Source organism: Mesobacillus harenae (genome assembly GCF_013343715.1).
GTDB lineage: Bacteria > Bacillota > Bacilli > Bacillales > Cytobacillaceae > Mesobacillus_A > Mesobacillus_A harenae.
The window spans coordinates 186,724-201,814 of the sequence record NZ_JABUNR010000002.1; the positions used below are offsets into that span (position 1 = coordinate 186,724).

12 protein-coding genes are annotated in these 15,091 nt (G+C 41.9%); 4 read left to right on the forward strand and 8 right to left on the reverse strand.

Annotation, left to right across the window (positions count from 1 at the left end):
* Window positions 1-6 precede the first annotated feature (6 nt).
* The 3 genes from uvrB to HRJ06_RS03190 form a co-directional block, all read right to left on the reverse strand.
* Window positions 7-1,986: an excinuclease ABC subunit UvrB gene (gene uvrB / locus HRJ06_RS03180; protein ID WP_174728740.1), complete on the reverse strand. Its 1,980-nt coding sequence runs from the start codon at window positions 1,984-1,986 to the stop codon at window positions 7-9.
* A 537-nt stretch (window positions 1,987-2,523) separates the two neighbouring features.
* On the reverse strand, window positions 2,524-2,754 hold the full coding sequence (locus tag HRJ06_RS03185) for a CsbA family protein (protein WP_174728743.1): 231 nt from the start codon (window positions 2,752-2,754) through the stop codon (window positions 2,524-2,526).
* Window positions 2,755-2,847: 93 nt separating this feature from the next.
* Window positions 2,848-4,473, reverse strand: coding sequence for a M20/M25/M40 family metallo-hydrolase (locus HRJ06_RS03190; protein WP_174728746.1), 1,626 nt, complete (start codon window positions 4,471-4,473; stop codon window positions 2,848-2,850).
* Window positions 4,474-4,768: 295 nt separating this feature from the next.
* On the opposite strand from HRJ06_RS03190, the gene HRJ06_RS03195 reads away from it, so the two are divergent.
* Window positions 4,769-6,223 carry an ABC transporter permease gene (locus HRJ06_RS03195; RefSeq protein WP_174728749.1) on the forward strand — a complete coding sequence of 485 codons (1,455 nt, stop codon included), beginning with the start codon at window positions 4,769-4,771 and terminating at the stop codon, window positions 6,221-6,223.
* A gap of 84 nt (window positions 6,224-6,307) precedes the next feature.
* A complete protein-coding gene (locus tag HRJ06_RS03200) occupies window positions 6,308-7,006 on the forward strand; it encodes an ABC transporter ATP-binding protein (RefSeq protein ID WP_174728752.1) in 699 nt (232 codons plus the stop codon).
* Between the two features lie 66 nt (window positions 7,007-7,072).
* On the opposite strand, the gene HRJ06_RS03205 is transcribed toward HRJ06_RS03200, so the two are convergent.
* The 3 genes from HRJ06_RS03205 to HRJ06_RS03215 form a co-directional block, all read right to left on the reverse strand.
* Window positions 7,073-8,287: a hypothetical protein gene (locus HRJ06_RS03205; protein WP_174728755.1), complete on the reverse strand. Its 1,215-nt coding sequence runs from the start codon at window positions 8,285-8,287 to the stop codon at window positions 7,073-7,075.
* Window positions 8,274-8,690, reverse strand: coding sequence for an RNA polymerase sigma factor (locus HRJ06_RS03210; RefSeq protein WP_242035118.1), 417 nt, complete (start codon window positions 8,688-8,690; stop codon window positions 8,274-8,276). Before HRJ06_RS03210 ends, HRJ06_RS03205 begins: the two co-directional genes overlap by 14 nt.
* A gap of 286 nt (window positions 8,691-8,976) precedes the next feature.
* Entirely contained in the window at window positions 8,977-10,662 is a 1,686-nt protein-coding gene (locus HRJ06_RS03215; RefSeq protein WP_174728758.1) for a glycoside hydrolase family 13 protein, read from the reverse strand.
* Between the two features lie 656 nt (window positions 10,663-11,318).
* Between HRJ06_RS03215 and HRJ06_RS03220 the strand changes: the two genes are divergently transcribed.
* Window positions 11,319-11,852 carry a sigma-70 family RNA polymerase sigma factor gene (locus tag HRJ06_RS03220; RefSeq protein WP_174728761.1) on the forward strand — a complete coding sequence of 178 codons (534 nt, stop codon included), beginning with the start codon at window positions 11,319-11,321 and terminating at the stop codon, window positions 11,850-11,852.
* The gene (locus HRJ06_RS03225) at window positions 11,845-13,248 is read left to right on the forward strand and encodes a DUF4179 domain-containing protein (protein ID WP_174728764.1); all 1,404 of its coding nucleotides are present in this window, start codon (window positions 11,845-11,847) and stop codon (window positions 13,246-13,248) included. Before HRJ06_RS03220 ends, HRJ06_RS03225 begins: the two co-directional genes overlap by 8 nt.
* Before the next feature lie 88 nt (window positions 13,249-13,336).
* Here the strand turns inward: HRJ06_RS03225 and HRJ06_RS03230 are convergent, their stop codons facing one another.
* Both HRJ06_RS03230 and HRJ06_RS03235 read right to left on the reverse strand, forming a co-directional pair.
* Entirely contained in the window at window positions 13,337-13,987 is a 651-nt protein-coding gene (locus HRJ06_RS03230; RefSeq protein ID WP_242035119.1) for a class D sortase, read from the reverse strand.
* Window positions 13,987-14,982: a processed acidic surface protein gene (locus HRJ06_RS03235; RefSeq protein WP_174728767.1), complete on the reverse strand. Its 996-nt coding sequence runs from the start codon at window positions 14,980-14,982 to the stop codon at window positions 13,987-13,989. The genes HRJ06_RS03230 and HRJ06_RS03235 overlap by 1 nt, the downstream gene beginning before the upstream one ends.
* Window positions 14,983-15,091: the final 109 nt, after the last annotated feature.

The following is a 15,091-nucleotide window of genomic DNA, read 5'->3' on the forward strand; positions in this document are numbered from 1 at the left end:
TTTACGTCATCCTCCCGCTTTTAATTCAAGTATAAGATCACGCAGCTCTGCCGCCCTTTCGAAATTGAGGGCTTTTGCTGCTTCTTTCATTTCTATTTCCATTCCAGCAATGACCTCGTCGCGCTCTTTCTTGGTCAGCTTCTTCATCCGTTCTGCTGGTGTATACTCTTCCTGCTCCTCGGCTGCAATCGTTGCTCGAATCACATCGCGGATTTCCTTCTGAATCGTCTGCGGGGTAATGCCATGCTTACGGTTGTATTCCTCTTGTGTCGCTCGGCGCCGCTGGGTTTCACCAATGGCCAGCTCCATAGAATTGGTCATTCGGTCCGCGTACATAATGACATGGCCTCTCTCATTCCGCGCTGCACGGCCCATTGTCTGAATCAAGGAACGCTCTGAACGGAGGAAGCCTTCTTTATCAGCATCCAGAATCGCAACAAGCGAAACCTCCGGAATATCGAGCCCTTCCCTTAAAAGGTTGATGCCAATCAGCACATCATATTTCCCAAGCCGAAGTTCCCGGATAATTTCAATCCGATCAAGCGTTTTAACTTCTGAGTGCAAATATTGAACTTTAATTCCAATCTCTTTTAAGTAATCGGTCAAATCCTCGGACATTTTTTTAGTCAATGTTGTAACCAAAACACGTTCATTCCGTTTAATCCGCTCATTAATTTCGCCGATTAAATCATCAATCTGGCCTTCAATTGGCCGGACATCAATTGTCGGATCAAGCAGCCCAGTCGGACGGATAATCTGTTGTATCATCTCTGGGGTATGTTCAATTTCATATGGACCAGGCGTTGCTGATACATAGACAGCCTGTTTAACATGTCTTTCAAATTCCTGAAATGTGAGTGGACGGTTGTCCATTGCTGAAGGCAGACGGAATCCGTGCTCGACCAACACATTTTTACGGGCCTGGTCACCATTGAACATCCCGCGGACCTGCGGCAGGGTAACATGTGACTCGTCAACAACAATCATGAAATCATCCGGAAAATAATCGATCAATGTATACGGAGTTGAACCTGGCGGCCTTAATGTTAAGTGGCGTGAGTAATTTTCAATACCGGAACAAAAGCCCATTTCTCTCATCATTTCAAGATCATATCGGGTTCGCTGCTCAAGCCGCTGTGCTTCAAGCAGCTTGCCATTTTCACGCATGTCAGCGAGCCTTTCTTCCAGCTCTTTTTCAATATTTCCGATTGCGACTTCCATTTTTTCCTGGCGGGTAACGAAGTGGGAGGCCGGGAAAATCGCTACATGATCCCGCTCGCCGATGATCTCACCTGTCAATGCATCAACTTCACGGATTCGTTCAATTTCATCATCAAAAAACTCCACACGAAGGCAATGTTCATCCCGGGATGCCGGGAAAATTTCTACGACATCCCCGCGCACACGAAACGTTCCGCGCTGGAATGCGATATCATTGCGTTCGTATTGAATGTCCACAAGTTTATGGAGCAGCTGATTGCGCTCAATTTCCATTTCTGTTCTTAGAGATACCACAAGATCGCGGTATTCATCAGGATTACCTAAACCGTATATACAGCTGACACTCGCTATGATAATAACATCCTTCCGTTCAAAGAGAGAGGATGTAGCCGAGTGCCGAAGCTTGTCAATTTCATCATTGATGCTTGCATCTTTTTCTATAAAAGTATCGGTTGATGGTACATAAGCCTCTGGCTGAAAATAATCATAATAGCTGACAAAGTACTCCACCGCATTATTCGGGAAGAATTCTTTGAACTCGCTGTACAGCTGGCCGGCAAGCGTTTTATTATGGGCAATCACCAGCGTCGGCTTATTAACCTCCTTGATTACATTGGAGATCGTAAACGTTTTACCTGTACCTGTTGCTCCAAGCAGGGTTTGATGCTTCTTCCCTGCATTAATGCCTTCCACCAGTTTCTTGATGGCGGCCGGCTGATCTCCCTCAGGAGAATAGCGCGAAACTAATTCAAACTGGTCTTTCACAAACAAGCCCCCTGTTCAAATACAATCTATAACAAAAGCGCAAGCGCCTTGTACAGCCCCGACAAGCGCTGGAGGGCCAGAAGATGATGTCGTTCTTTGACTTCATCAGTTAGGCCGCAGCGATCTCGAGGGGCTAGGCGCTGGAGCTGGATGAAAATGGGCAACCATAATAAAAATAAACGGTCGCCCTTTTCAAAAAAAGACTGACAATTTTTTGTAAACTCATATCACCATTTTACCACAAACAGCATAAAACAAACCAATGAAAAGCGAACGGGTATTCGGGTGGCAAGGTTTTTAGGCAGGGAGATTGTCCACTTTTATTTTTTGAATATTCAGCGTTTAAGAATTATAGAGAAACTCCCGTGAATTAATCTGAAACTCCCCTGAATTATTGCATAACTCCAAGGAATTACTCCTGAACTCCTCGGAATCATCTAGCATTCACAGAATTCCCTCCCGAAATCTGGAACTTTTATAATTTTCTGAGCTATAAAAAAGGGACCAGATCATTGTCTGGTCCCTTTCCCGCTATATTTAGGCTTCTTTTTTAGCTTGCTTTCGCATTTTCGAGGCTAGATAAAACCCTGCCGTCAATGAAAAAGCATCTATGATGATTAAGTGCCATGTATCGGTATATCCCTTATAGGCTGATGCAGCAATGAGTGCAACCGTTAGCAGCAAGCCAATTACGGCATTAAAAGTTACCCTCGTAAATAGCAAAACTAGCAGCCCTGGAAGAATGAAGGCAGATATAATTTGTATCATTGGTTCACACCTCACACCGAAGCAGCCACAAGATTTTTTAAATGCTGACTATTCCGCTTTCTTCCTATAGAATAGCTTTTTTGAACTATTTATTCAAGAACGAACTGATTTGTCACCTTTTAATAAGAGTTTAATTGTTCTTTCAAAAATATCAATAAATGGTCCAAAGGAGTAGGCCACATCAAGACGCTCGGTCCATTGATGGGCATCCTTGCCAAGCGGACCAACATTGATAACGGGTACCTGGAATTTCTCCATTTCCTCGAACGGAACCCAGTAATCCCTGTGCCAAACAGGCATATTCTTAATAAATCGCTCGACAAAAGCCAAAGGCTCCTCAAGGCCGACATAACTTAAATCCGATATCCCGCCAAAATATTGCTGTTGCTTGAAGTCCACTCCATGCTGTTTGCTTGCGTAAGCAGTTAACTCTTTTACCGTTTTTTGAATCACAGGATCGTGGCTTGAGTTAACCGGTGGATAGTAAGGCGGCGCAAAGAATAACACAATCATCGGAGCGAGCTCCTTGCACATGGACCCTAGTTCATCGACAATCTGAATGCTTCTCCGGCGCGGATTTAAGTCTGCTGTCTCCGCTCGCGCAAATATCTCCTGTATCACTTCGGAACCGTGTTGCTTCGTAATGTAACTCACTAAGTCCTGATAATCCAAAACATTGATTCGAACATCGCCAGATTTCGATTTTTCTAATTCCGCAAACTTTTGAGCTCGTAAATGGTATAGTCTTTCTGTTTCCCGAGCCGTTTCTTCGGCCACCTGCAATAACTCTACAATTAACTGGTCAAGCGACTTCTTTTGTAAAAATAAATTAAACAAAGTCGCCGAGCTTTGTGGGATCTTGGCTGAGTACTCTTTTTTAAGATCCATCTGTAAAAGACAGGTTGGCGGCGGACTTACCTCATCATCTGTCTGTTCACAAAAGTCGGTGTTCAGCTCCAGCTTAGCTGCGAGAAGGGACGAAAGCAGCGTTGCATTTAAACCTGAAAACGGCTCCCCAACATGAGCTTCTCTCCCAAAGCAGACAAAGCCGGGCAATACCTTGCCGATTGAACCGGTGTACAGGTAATTGTTCTCATCTCCCGGATACCGGGTAAACTGAGGCTCACTATTCAAGACAGCTTGATAGTCTAACCCAAATTCATCTGCAAGCCTTAGTAAAACAGGGATCGCGCTTCTCATGCCAAGTGAATTGACCTCTTCATCCGGAACTGTTAGAAGCAGAATATTCCCATCAAATTCACCGCTGATCGCCTGCTCAATCATCTCCATATGGATAGCAAGCCCTGCTTTCATATCCATTGTCCCTCTGCCAAACACCCAGCCTTCTGCGCCTATTTCCTTCTGAATCTCATCCGGAAGCAATTCTTTATTTTTATAAAAAAGGTCCGTTAACTCTTTTGGCCGGAACGCCAAATCTTTGAATTGACCGTATTCCTCTACATCCACTACATCAAAATGGCTCACCAAAATGACTGTCTTGGCATGAGAATTCTTTTTCACAAGAGCTGTCAAAAGGTTTCGGCCATCCTCAGTTGGATGGACCTGCAAATAAGAAGGATTAGCCTGAAAGTAAGGGAGTGCGAACAGTTTGTCATAAATCAGATTGTCTATTTCTCTTTCGCCGTCAGAATGGGTAATGCTTTCAAATTCTACTAATTCATAAAGGCGCTCAGTTAGTTTTGTTTTTATGGAAGTCATCAAATCACCTCTAGATCTCAAGAAGTATGGTTCAAAACCTGGCAACGGCAACATTCGGCAATATTTGACGAAATTCTATTTTGTTTACACTTTAGCACAAAAACTGGATTGCTACATTACTATTCTCACGTAATTTAGAACGTTTCAACATCTTCCGGAATTTTCTTACATTGTTACAAGCCTCGTAATATTTTGGACATAGTTTTTTCATATCTTTTGGATAAACTTTCCTTAAGGTACATATCACGATACAAGCCGGAACCAGAACTCTTAGAAATAGAAAAGGAGAAAAGTCATGAATTTTTTTAAAAGAGCTGTTTTAAGTGTAAAAGCCAGGAAAGGGAAAAGCATCCTGCAAATCTTTGTGTTCACCGTTATTTGTGTATTCGTCTTAGCTGGCCTGTCGATTCAGTCCGCTGCGGAAAAATCGGGTGAGCTGGCAAGGAAAAAATTAGGAGCTGACGTTACGCTTCAGGTTGACATGGAAAAAGTTCGTGAACAACAGCAGCAAGTGAATGAAGGAGGGCGGTCTCGTTTCGAAGCCGTACCTATTCCAGTGGAATCTGCTGAGGAACTAACCGCTTACCATGAAATAATAGGATACAATTTTTACTCGTCCACAACTGGGACGGCATCTGGCTTCAATCCTATTGAAAACGAAGCTGCCGACACGGAGACAGAGGAACCTACAGCCGACAGCTCAGGGAGAAACATGCAGGGCGGCGGGATGGCACAAGGGGATGTTAGCCTCCAGGGTGCAGCCTTTACGGATTCCATTAGTGAATTTGTGGACCAAACATCCATCATTATAGAAGGCGAGCATCTAACTGCAGAGGATACGGGAACAAATGTCACCCTTATTGAGCAAACATTAGCAGAAGAGAACGGCCTCAAACTTGGAGACACCATTACAGTTACCAATCCAAGGGACGACTCATTGACTATAGACCTCGAGATTGCAGGAATTTATAAAACAACATCAATGGGCCCTGAACAGGCAATGAACTTCACAGCATTAATTCCGTACAACAAGCTTTACGTACCTTATACAGCTGCTTCTTCATTAAAGGGAGAAGGCTCCGAAAATACAATAGACAGTGCTATCTACTATATCGACGACCCAGCTGATATGCAGAGCTTTATTGACACAGCAAAAGCAAGCAGCACGATCGACTTTGAAATGTTTAAACTTGATGCTGATGACCAGTTATATCAGCAAATGGTAGGGCCGATTGATAATGTCGCAGCCTTCTCGAAAAATATCGTCTATCTTGTGTCGATTGCCGGAGCAGTCATACTAGGTCTTATCGTGATGATGTCCATACGTGAACGAAAATATGAAATGGGAGTTCTCCTGTCACTTGGGGAGAAAAGATGGAAGCTTTCCGGACAGTTTGTTACCGAAATCCTCATGGTGGCGGTACTTTCGCTTGGTTTAGCAACTGTGACAGGAAACGTTATCGCTGATCAAATTGGAAATCAGCTGTTGAATCAAGAACTAGCTTCAGTAGATGCATTGAATACTCCTGATTCGTTTAGAGGCAGGGGAATGGAAGGATTTGGACCAGGGATGCAGCAGATGCAGACACAGCCGGTCGAAACCATTGAAGAACTTAATGTTACGGTTACCGGCAATGACTTAAGCAGATTGTCTTTAATCGGGCTGTTGATCGCCATCATCTCCGCCCTCCTTCCGTCTTTATCAGTGCTTCGTCTGCAGCCAAAGACTATTTTAAGCAGGCAGGACTAAAGAACCAGTCTATAGTAAAGTAATGCATATCTGATCCTATGGACTGAAGTCAAACAAATTTTTCTTAAAAGAGGAGATCAAAAAATGGGTGCACTGCTCGAGTTTACTGATATTAGCTACTGGTATAAACAAGATAATAAACAGCATGATATTTTAAAAAACATCAATGTGAGCTTTAACAAAGGATCCTTTTACACAATCACTGGCCCGTCCGGCTCTGGAAAAACAACCTTTCTTGCTCTTGCAAGCGCGCTGGATGCACCAAAAGAAGGTACGATTTATTATGAGGGGAAAGATATTAATAAAATCGGGCTCACAAAATTTAGAAACAAGTATGTTTCCATCGTCTTTCAATCTTATAATCTTCTTCCTTACATGACAGGCTTGCAAAACGTTTTGACTGCCATGGAAATTACCGGTTCAAAGCAAAAGAATAAGAAAGAATTTGCATTGAAAATGCTTGAGCAAGTTGGTATAACTGAAACGCAAGCCAGACAAAAAGTACTGACTCTTAGTGGAGGCCAGCAGCAGCGTGTCTCCATTGCACGTGCCCTCAGCTGTGAATCCGATTTAATCGTCGCAGATGAGCCAACAGGAAACCTTGATGAAGATACCGCAGCAGAGATTATCCTGTTATTGAAAAATGTAGCCCAAAATGAAGGGAAATGCGTCATTGTCGTTACCCATGACCTTAATATTGCCAAATCTTCAGATCGAACGGTTAGACTATCTAAGGGTACAATAACCGTGATAGATAACAAGCAGCCCTCCATATCTATTTAAACAACAAAACCACCTCTCCTGCTACAAGAAGAGGTGGTTATCTGTTTGAGTGGCCGAACTCACTCTTTATTCAAATTCAATTAAATCCCCCACAATCAATTCCTTTTGGACGCTAACACCTTCGGCTGTCTGCCACGAAGCACTGACCCGTATAGAATTGAAGGCTTCTCTTATTTCTTTTTCACTTAATCCTTTAGCATAAAAGACAAACTCAATAGCCCGGTTTGCTGGCTCCTCACTGGTAGTAGTCTGGTTGGAATCACTTCCAAACCAGTAGCGGTCCTGCCCCAAAGAGTTTATAGCAGTTTTCCAGACGTTCAACTCAGGGATATCGATCGTCCTAGAGAGCAGTTTATCTGAAGAACCCATACCAAAATCAAACGTAAATTTCCTGAAATCAGCTTTGTCACGATTCTCGATTCCTGCCGCTCCGACTTCCGTAAACTCCTGGTCTGTTAACTCGGAAACATTTGCTTCTAAAGTCATTTCATGGGCTGCCAATTGGCTTAAAGGGTAACGGCCGATTTCTTCATCCTTACTATAAAGGACAAGGGTTGATTCTAATGCATGTTTTAAGAGCTCTTTCATTTGGTCCTGAGAGGGAGCCAGTCTCACCTCCGGATTTTTCTCAAGAGCCCCCAAGGTAAAGTCAAGTTTATATTCGCCGGAAGCACCCGGTTCAAGGATGGGGCTTCCTGAGCTGCCTTGACCAAGCCGAGCTTCGACTCTTGCGGATTCATTAAACAGATTAAAGCCCATAACTTCCTCAGAAACTTGGATTAGCTGGTCATCAGGTAATATCTCTATTCTTATGCCATCGTCGTATTCAAAGACTTCTCGATTTGGTTCTTCCATGCCTCCAATGGTGTTCTTGCCATAATTTTTTATAGAAAACGTGTAGCCAAGAGCAACAGGATAAATGATGTCACCTGCTTTTTCTCCGTACATGATCCCTACTCCGCCCTTGTCATTTTTAAGGTCTACCGAAACACTGGTAAGCTCCAAAGCTGCCGAGCCTGTAAAACTACTTGGAGCATCCTTGCCTGGATTAAGAAGGTTTAAATCATTGCTAAGCAGGATAACGGAAAACAGCACCATTGCAGCAACGCTGGCTATTCCAATCATCGACTTTTTAAAAATGCCTTCTGTTAAAGACGTTTTCTTATGGTCCACTAATAGCTCCGCTTCCAGTGCGCTGGCTATATTCGCTTTTACATTATGGTCCATTTTTTTATCCTTCGGGAAAGAATTTAGTTCTTCTGAAAGCTTACGATGATCCATCAAGAATCCCTCCCAGTTTTTTTTCGAGCGCTTTTACAGCACGGTGATACGTCACTTTTACCTTATTCTCATTCCAGCCAAGCACTTCAGCCGCTTCCTGGACGGTGAGCTCTTTGATTCCCTTTAAAATAAGCACATCATGATACGATTGCTTTAAGCTTTTGGTCCCACGGTAGATTTCCTGCTTCCTTTCATTTAATTGAAAGATTTCCTCTGGTGTATTCGGGTTTGGCTGGTCACTGAAAGCTAAAGCTTTATCCATTTTCTCTGTTTCTTTTTTTCGCTTCCGCATCTCATCAATAGCAGCATGGCGGGCAATACTGAAGAGCCATGTTTTCGGACTGGACCTTGCGTCAAATGTATCCAGCTTGCGGATTGCCTTGACAAAAACCTCCTGTACCATATCCTCTCATCGCCCGTGCCTGTATAATAAATCAAGAAATTATATACATCATCCCCATATTCCTCAAACCATCTCGTTATCATCTTTTTATCTGTCACGGATTTCTCCTCCCGTTGTGTTCCTTGTATATAAGACGAAAGATTATTCGGATAATTACACTTTACTTTTCATATAAAAATAGGCCAGCCAGAATATCTGGCTGACCATTTGATTATAGACTAGGTACAAGAGTTCGTTGACCACGAGCTCTACCGGGCTGAAAATTACCCAGAACCTTAAAGTCTTTTTACGAGCATCTAAATACTAAGGATTCGTATGGACGCAGCTTAATTGCAGCCAAACTTTGATCTTCATTAACCGGATAGTTGCTAATTAGCAGTTCTGCTTTGGTGTACTGAATATCTTCAGGCAGCTCAAAGCGGGTTTCTTTTTCGTAAAAATTATTGATGATAATGAGCCTTTCATTCCCAAGTGTCCGGGTATACGCAAAAATCGAGTCATGATCTTCAAGAATCAGATCATAAGATCCATAAACAATAATTTCGTGTTGTTTACGAAGACTGATTAATTTTTGGTAATGGTAAAAGATTGAGTTTTGATCTTCAAGCGCTTTTGCCGCGTTGATTTCTGGATAATTCGGGTTTAGCTGAAGCCACGGAGTGCCAGCTGTGAAACCGGCATTAGCTGAACTCTCCCACTGCATTGGAGTTCTGGCATTATCCCGTCCCTTTGTGTAAATCGATTCCATTACTTCGTTCGGATCGTAACTCTGCTCTAATACTCGTTCTTTATAAATGTTTAGACTTTCAATATCGTTATAATCATAAATAGAAGAAAATCTTACATTTGTCATGCCGATTTCTTCCCCCTGGTAAATGTACGGAGTCCCTTGCATCATATGGAGAAGTGTTCCGAGCATCTTTGCTGATTCAACCCGATATTCTCCGTCATTTCCGAATCGCGAAACAATCCGGGGCTGGTCATGGTTGTTCCAGTATAAGCTGTTCCAGCCTTTATTCTCGAGCTGTTTTTGCCATTTCGATAAATTTGCCTTTAGGTCCTTTAAGTCCAGTGGCTTCAAGTCCCATTTTTGCTTGCCCGGCTGTTTATCAAGGCTCATATGTTCAAATTGAAACACCATGTTCAGCTCTTTGCGATCTTCGCCAGTATAAAGCTCGGCTTGCTCCGGCGATACACCAGGGCATTCTCCGACAGTCATGATGTCATACTCTGACAAGACTTCTTTGTTCATTTCCTGAAGAAAATCATGGACTCGTTCTCCATTAGGCTCATACTCTTTATTAACCGGGTCTCCTGAAATAAAGTCTTCATACGGGGCGAGGAATTCCTTTTTTGAGATCATATTAATGACATCCATTCGGAATCCATCAACACCTTTATCAAGCCAGAACTTCATCATTTTATAAATTTCATCCCGCAGCTCGGGGTTCTCCCAGTTAACATCTGGCTGTTTTTTGGAGAACATATGCAGGTAATATTCACCCGTCTGGTCATCGTACTCCCAGGCCGAGCCACCGAAGACGGCAGTCCAGTCCGTTGGTGCCTTCCCATTTAAAGGCGGACGCCAAATATAATAATCACGATAAGGATTATCTTTTGGTTTACGGGCTTCCGTAAACCATTGATGTTCATCTGAAGTATGGTTAACAACCAGATCCATAACCAGCTTAATGCCACGGTTATGCATCTCTTCAAGCAGTTCCTCCCAATCCTTTAACGTACCAAACTCGTCCATAATGTCCTCATAGTTACTGATATCATAACCATTATCATCATTGGGTGATTTATAGACAGGAGAAAGCCAGACCACATCAACCCCAAGCTTCTTCAAGTAATCAAGCTTAGAAATAATCCCACGAATGTCCCCGATCCCATCTCCATTGCTGTCCATGAAACTCCGTGGGTAAATTTGATAGATAACACTCTCTTTCCACCACTGTTTTCCTTTCATACTATCTCTCCTTTTCTAATTAAATACTAGTTCGCAAACTAGTAAGGCAGGTATCCTAATCTAACTTTTCCTTAAGTAATAAGTGAACTTGTTCTGTATTTAAAAGGTTTTTTATTTATTATTTAAAATTACCCTCTTGCTCTTTATATCCAAAAACCCCAGTTGTTTTTTCTTCAATAACACTTTGCACCTGTTGTGAAAGGTCAGATCCCACGCCTTCACAAGGAGAAATACTGCCTGAAAAAACCTATCCATAATACTAACAAGTAGCTCTAGTCCAGTGAAAAACCAAAAGCTTTGAAGCACTTGTAACATCAGTGATTATTGGCACACCCTCATCTCTCTGTACACTAATTTTAAGTATACATCAAAAAAGGAACAGGATGAATCGTGTTAGTTAAAGTAAAACCGTGGGTTTATTTGAGGTTAGGATTGTATTTTTAAATTTATATACTTTTTGGCAGGACTGGCATGCCTTATTAATACTCTAAGAACAAATTTTAAAAAGAGAGCCTCTCCGACTATCTTTCAACAGAGGTATAATTTGTATTACAGGTTTCTGTACCGAAAACTTATTAGGTTCTTTTTAAAATAAATAAAATGCTTGAAACTTTTTCAAACTCTCTGTCCACTAATAGTCAGAAAGGAGTTGTGAAATGAAGAATCAGAATATCAAGCTTGTCAAAAAAGCAATTAACGGAAACACAAAAGCTTTTGAACTTTTAATCAAACAGCATTATGAACAACTTTACAGGACAGCTTTCTTGTACGTACATAACCAGGAAGACTCGCTCGATATTGTCCAGGAAACGACTTATCAGGCTTTTAAATCTATTCACACATTAAAAAACCCTGAATATTTCATGACATGGCTAACTCGGATTTTGATTAGATGCTCAAGGGATTTGCAGATTAAAAGTAAAACGGTTATTCCATTGACAGAAAACATGCTGTCCGCTGTCAAACCCTTCCCGGAGATTAAAAATGAAGACTCAACTATGCTTCTCGAGATAATCGCAAATCTTGATAAACGTTACCGAACTGCAATCATCCTGTTTTATTACCATGATCATTCTATAAGAACCATCAGTGAACTCATGGAGATTCCCGAGGGAACGGTTAAAACCTATTTAAGCAGAGGTAAGGAAGCACTTAGAAAAATTTTGATAAAGGAGCAGTGCCATGGATAACAACAAAATGAAGGACGCAATAGACCAAATTGATGTTCCAAAGGAAGCTGTTATGAAGGCAATTGAAAAAGGAATCGCACAAGGACGCCAGGCAACTAGAAAGCCAAGGAAAAAGGTATTCATCACAACCATCGCTGCAGCCTCGCTTATTGGATTAACTCTTTCATCCGGTCTTATCAATCCGAGCATGAATCGTGTGCTGGCTGCTGCCCCGTTAATTGGAGGAATTTACGAAGAATTCGGAGACAAGCTGGGTATGCATCTGTCCGCACAGAACCTTGTATCTGATTTGAATATGGCCGCAACTGCAAACGGTATGACAGTTGAACTGAATAACGCCTACTTTGACGGCGACTCGGTTTCCGTTACTGGCGATATAACAGGAGATCTTGATAAAGGAACGAATGAGACTGGCGAACTAAGCTTCGATATGAATTTTGAAAACAATAATGGTGATAGCGATCCTTGGCTAAACGGGATGTCAACCGCATCAAAAAGAACTAAAAGCGGCTATAAGTTTCAATGGAAGCTGGCATACCCCTATGAAACCATTCATAAAGGATTTACTCTTCCGATTACGATCCATTATATAAACGGGATAAAAGGTGAGTGGACGTTTAACATACCAATCTCACAGGATAAGATTGAAACGATCGCCATCGATCAATCCCAAGCGTATGAAGGGCTTCAGATCTACATAAAAGAAATCCTTTTGGCCAATGCTTCAACAACTCTCGAATTTAAGACAATATCAGCATTTGAGAGAGATCATATAGACCTTTATAAAGCAGTAGACGACTTAGGGAATGAGTTGTTCTACTATGAAAACAACACTACACTTTCCAGAACAGCGGAGCAAGATGGCTTTCACACCAACCTCCGCAAGAACATGGAAAAACTTAATGGGAAGGCTCAATCGATTACCTTATACCCTTCAGTCTCAATTTCTGATCCTCCGGTCCGCAAACTGCTTAATGCCGGTTCTTTTACATTGGAAAGTGAGCGTTCGAATCTTGGAATAAAAGTTAACAAAATCAAGGAAGTGGGCAAGACATTACTATTAGATTATGAGTTTACAGGCATGCCAGAGGATATTAGCAAAAACCAATTAGCTATTCTTTTAAACAATTTATCCTATAGCCTTACTTTGATTGATAGGGAGTTTGCGGATAAAATTGACCCTGCCAATCCTGTACCTCCTGCCAGTCACAGTATTTCAAAAAATGAAGTGACGCTGTTAGATAAAGAGACACTGCGTTTCCAGTCGGTATTTGACCTGGATGGGGAAGATCATATTAAAAACTATTCGTTGGAAAATACCCTTCTTCAAATTGATTTTTCAAGTTTTATAGAAACAAAAAAATTAGCACCTTTTAAAGTAACACTGCCGAAATAATAAAAACCTCCTATCCATTTGGCTAGGAGGTTTATGTGGTACAGGCACCATCCAGAAAAATGGATGGTGCCTGTCACCCGAACCTATATTAAGTTTCTACTTCATTGCCAGTCTTTGATCCGATTAATTCTCCAAATAGTACGTACCGTTCTGGAGCGTCGCCGATATAGGTGAATGGATAACAGGTTGTTACGGTGAGTGACGCCTCGGGTTTTGGTACAATAACCGTTCTGTCATCTGCATCGACAATACGAATTTTTTTAACCCTGTAGGTAAACTCGCCTGCTGATGTTTCAACTATTATCACATCTCCCTCATCCACTTCACCTAATCTGCGAAAGACAGTATCTCTATGGCCGGAAAGGACACTATTGTTATTTTCACCAGGGAGAACACTCCCTGAGAAATGGCCAACTCCTTTTTCAAGCTGAGCTTCAGCTGTTCCTTCAAAGACCGAGATCGAAATCTCAAGCTTTGGAATACTTATACTGCCTATTTCCTGACCCTCACTGGGCTGTTCTGAATATAAGCTGCTTCCATCACCTTGATGTATATCGTTTCCCGGCTCTAGTGAAGTAACATCCTCGCTTGCACTGGTTTGCTCAACGGCCATATACCCTTTTGTCCACTTTATGGTATGTGATACAGCCATATACACGCCGGAAGCAATCAGAAACCAGGCAATGAATAAAACGAAGGTCCGTTTGTTTATTTTTCTTTCCTTATCGTTCCGACCCATTAATGTTCACCGTATTTTCTCCTGCCTTTAAGCATGAATCCACCAAGCATTACGGCTCCCATTCCCATTAAAATATAAGCTACAGAACTTGACGCTGTATCGGGCATCTCTGCGCCCTGCTCAGTTTCAGCCTGGCTTGGTTGTTCACTGGTGTAATACTCTAATGAATCATCCAGATCATAAACAAAATCATAATCTTCTGGTGTTTCTCCATATTCATTAAGAAGACCCACATACTCATCGTGTGTAAGATCATATTCCCCAATCAGTTCTTGCTCATTTTCATCGGTTAGCACCGGTCCTACCGTTGCTTCAAGATCTTCAAATAAATTTAAGTCGTTTAAATTCATATCATAGGTATCGTCTAGATATCTATTAAACTCGTCAACCGACCATCCAAGTGGCACTAAATAAGTCTCCTCTAGTTCTGACTGATCAATTCCAGATTCATCAGATGTTGCTTGGTCACTTGTTGAATCTCCAGAATTCACCTGGTCATTGCCTGACTCCGATGTGGATTGATCAGTTACAGTAGTCTGCTCGTTATCCGAATCTCCAGTTGTTGCTTGGTCATTACCCGACCCTTCATTTACCGGAGTCTGACCACTATCTTGTAATGCATTTTCTAGATCCCCGACAAAGTGAATATTATCACGATTATCATAAGCTGCGAGAAATGAGACAAGTTCATCCGTATTTAAATTATATTTTTCCATGATGTCCAGGATATTGGGATCTTCAGTATCTGTATTTCCTATCATATCTACATCAATCGGCTCTCCTATGTCAGCCTCAAGATCCCCGGTTGTAGTGTAGTCACTTAGGGAAGTACCATAATTATCTTCAAGGTAGCTGTTCCAATCGCTTTCTGACCATCCAGTTAGAGCAGGATATTGATCCTGTACTTCATTGTATTCAATTGCGCCCGCTGAAAGGGGAGCAATTCCGAAAGCTAACACTGAAGCCGCCGCAATCGGCTTAATTTGTTTTTTCATGTTGAACTCCTCCTTGTTAAAATTTGGCAGATGTGTAACAGCATTTTTAGAGCCTGCAGCAAAGCTGCGATATATATTCCTTTTGCTCCTATTATTCAACTACCCTGAA